Below are 309 nucleotides of genomic sequence, written 5' to 3' on the forward strand. Positions count from 1 at the left end.
TCAAAACAGAGTTCGTCAGAAAGCGAAACTTCCCGAACCTAACGGTCCTCGACCGTGAATTACGTGATTACATACATTGGTTCAATAACATCAGAGTCCATGGAACATTGGGCTACCTAACGCCGAGGGAGTACAAACAAAGATACCTCTTCGAAATTGTCTAATTAAGTGTTGACAATCCATGAAGCCCGCCTCACCGAAAAGGGAGAGCCGGTTCATCAAGGTGAGCCGGACCGACCCGGATGCGGGCTATATGTATCGTGACCAGAAGCCGGAAGGCTTTTTCTGGCTGGCGCACCGGACGGTCGA

At 50.2% G+C, this 309-nt stretch carries 1 protein-coding gene; it reads left to right on the forward strand.

The features are described from left to right. Positions 1-164 (forward strand): IS3 family transposase (locus EVJ22_RS15400; RefSeq protein WP_145963190.1); only part of this gene is annotated, 164 nt, incomplete at its 5' end. Positions 165-309 lie beyond the last annotated feature (145 nt).

This window comes from Exiguobacterium sp. SH0S7 (assembly GCF_004337195.1).
GTDB classification, from domain to species: Bacteria; Bacillota; Bacilli; order Exiguobacteriales; family Exiguobacteriaceae; genus Exiguobacterium; species Exiguobacterium aurantiacum_A.